Origin of the sequence: Pseudomonas protegens (genome assembly GCF_003732485.1) — a bacterium.
GTDB lineage: Bacteria > Pseudomonadota > Gammaproteobacteria > Pseudomonadales > Pseudomonadaceae > Aquipseudomonas > Aquipseudomonas protegens_B.
In genome coordinates, this window is record NZ_MOAK01000082.1 from 50,008 (window position 1) to 52,128 (window position 2,121).

The following is a 2,121-nucleotide window of genomic DNA, read 5'->3' on the forward strand; positions in this document are numbered from 1 at the left end:
GGCCACGGGAATGAACTGGGCGGGGCTGATCCAGCCTCGTTGCGGGCTGAACCAGCGAATCAGCGCCTCGGCGCCCACCACCTGGCCCGAGGCCAAGTGGATTTTCGGCTGGTAGTGCAAACGGAATTCTTGATTTTCCAGGGCCTGGCGAATACCCGATTCCAGGTGTTGTCGCTCCCGGGCGCGGTGGGTCATGTCCTCGGTAAAGAAACCGTAGCCCCCCGGTGCCTGCTCCTTGCTGTTGCGCATGGCCATCTCGGCCTTCTTGATCAGGCTCAGGGCATCCTGGCCATCCTCGGGGTAGAGGCTGATCCCCAGGCTGGCGGTGACCCGCAGGTCGTGCCCGGCCACATCATGGGGCTGGCTCACCGTCGCCAGGAACTTTTCCGCGACGCTACGGACCTGGGGCGGCGGCTCCTGGTCATGGAGCAGGACCACGAATTCGTCGGAGCCGTAGCGGAACACCGAGTCCGATTCGCGCATGCCGTGCTGCAGGCTATGGGCGATTCTCTTGAGCAGTTCGTCGCCTGCCGGATAGCCCAGGGCATTGTTGATCCGCTTGAAACGGTCCAGCCCGAGGAACATCACCGCCAGTTGCTGCCCATAACGCCGGGCCCGGGCCATGGCCTGGCCCAGGCGATCCCCGAGCAGGGTGCTGGAGGGCAGCCCGGTGAGGGCATCGTAGTGCAGCAGGTGGGAGACCTTGAGCAGTTCCGCGACCCGGTCCTCGATGGTGCGCTGCAGATCGTCAAGCTTGTGCCGCGCATCCCGGGCCATCTGCCATTTCCAGGTCAGGGCACTGGCCATCTGGCGGATCTCCAGGCTGTCGAAGGGCTTTTTCAGGATCAGCAGTTGGTCGCCAAAGGCCAGGCGCTCGGCCATGGCTTCCCAGGAATAGTCCGAATAGGCGGTACACAGCGCGATCTGCAGGTCCGGGTCGACCTTCCACAACTGCTCGATGGTTTCCAGGCCATCCCAGCCCGGCGGCATGCGCATGTCGATGAAGGCCATGGCATAGGGCGTGTTCCGGGCCTGGGCCGACTCGACCATGGCCAGAGCCTCGCGGCCCTGGAACGCCGAATCCAGGTTGAACACCAGGGGCGGCCGGACGTTGACGCTGCCGAACAACTGTTCTTCGACCTGGCTCAGGGCCCGGTTCTGCGAGGGCATGAGGATCTTGTGGAAGTCTTCGTGGATGGAGAGGCTGTCGTCCACAATCAGTACCCGTCGGTTGACGCTCGCCGACGGCGAATCCGAAGGGTCTTGCGAACTTGTCTGTGCGTCGCAGCCAGTGTCCATTGACTTTCCCTAGCGTTCTGAGCGTGCGTCCAACGCTGTCAGCATAGTCACTGGAAAATGCGTCGTGAGAGGTTTTTTTCGGTGGGCATCCCCGGGTGAAAACAAAAAAAATAGCTAGGATTGTCTGGGTTGTTGCGCGCCGGGCGCGGGCCTGGCGCTGCTGTCCGGGGAACGAAATGCAGGACAGGGAGAGCCACCATGGAAGAATCGCAGCCCGTCGAACCAGGACCGCGTCCAAGCCTGCTGCTGGTGGATGACGAAGAATCGATTCTCAACAGCTTGCGGCGCCTGCTGCGCAGCCAGCCCTATGAAGTGCTGGTGGCGGACAGCGGTGCCAGGGCTCTGGAAATCCTTGCCCAGCGTCCCGTTGACCTGGTGATGAGCGACGCGCGGATGCCCAACATGGACGGCGCCACTTTGCTGGCCCGGGTGCGCGAGGGCTACCCGGCCACCCGCAGGATCCTGCTCACCGGCTACGCCGACCTGAGCACCATCATCAAGGCCGTCAACGAAGGGCAGATCCACCAGTACCTGAGCAAACCCTGGAGTGACGAAGAGCTGCTGCTGATTCTGCGCCAGACCCTGGAACACCAGCAGGCCGAGCGGGAGCTCAAGCGCCTGCAGCAACTGGTGCTGGAACAGAACCGCCAGCTCAAGGCGAGCAACGCCAACCTGGAAAAGCGCGTTGCGTCCCGTACCGCCGAGTTGCAACAGACCGCCGACATGCTGGACCTGGCCTACGAGGAGCTCAAGCACAGTTATGTGACCGGCACCGAGGTGTTCTCGCTGCTGGCCAACCTGCGCCTGCCGGCGGACAAGCAG

At 63.2% G+C, this 2,121-nt stretch carries 2 protein-coding genes; one reads left to right on the plus strand and one right to left on the minus strand.

The annotated features are described in order from the left end of the window. On the minus strand, positions 1-1,299 hold a 1,299-nt coding region (locus BLX41_RS25970; RefSeq protein WP_259745186.1), incomplete at its 3' end, for a GGDEF/EAL domain-containing response regulator. Positions 1,300-1,497: 198 nt separating this feature from the next. Between BLX41_RS25970 and BLX41_RS36260 the strand changes: the two genes are divergently transcribed. Next, the coding region (locus BLX41_RS36260) for a response regulator (RefSeq protein WP_259745187.1) at positions 1,498-2,121 on the plus strand (624 nt) is incomplete at its 3' end.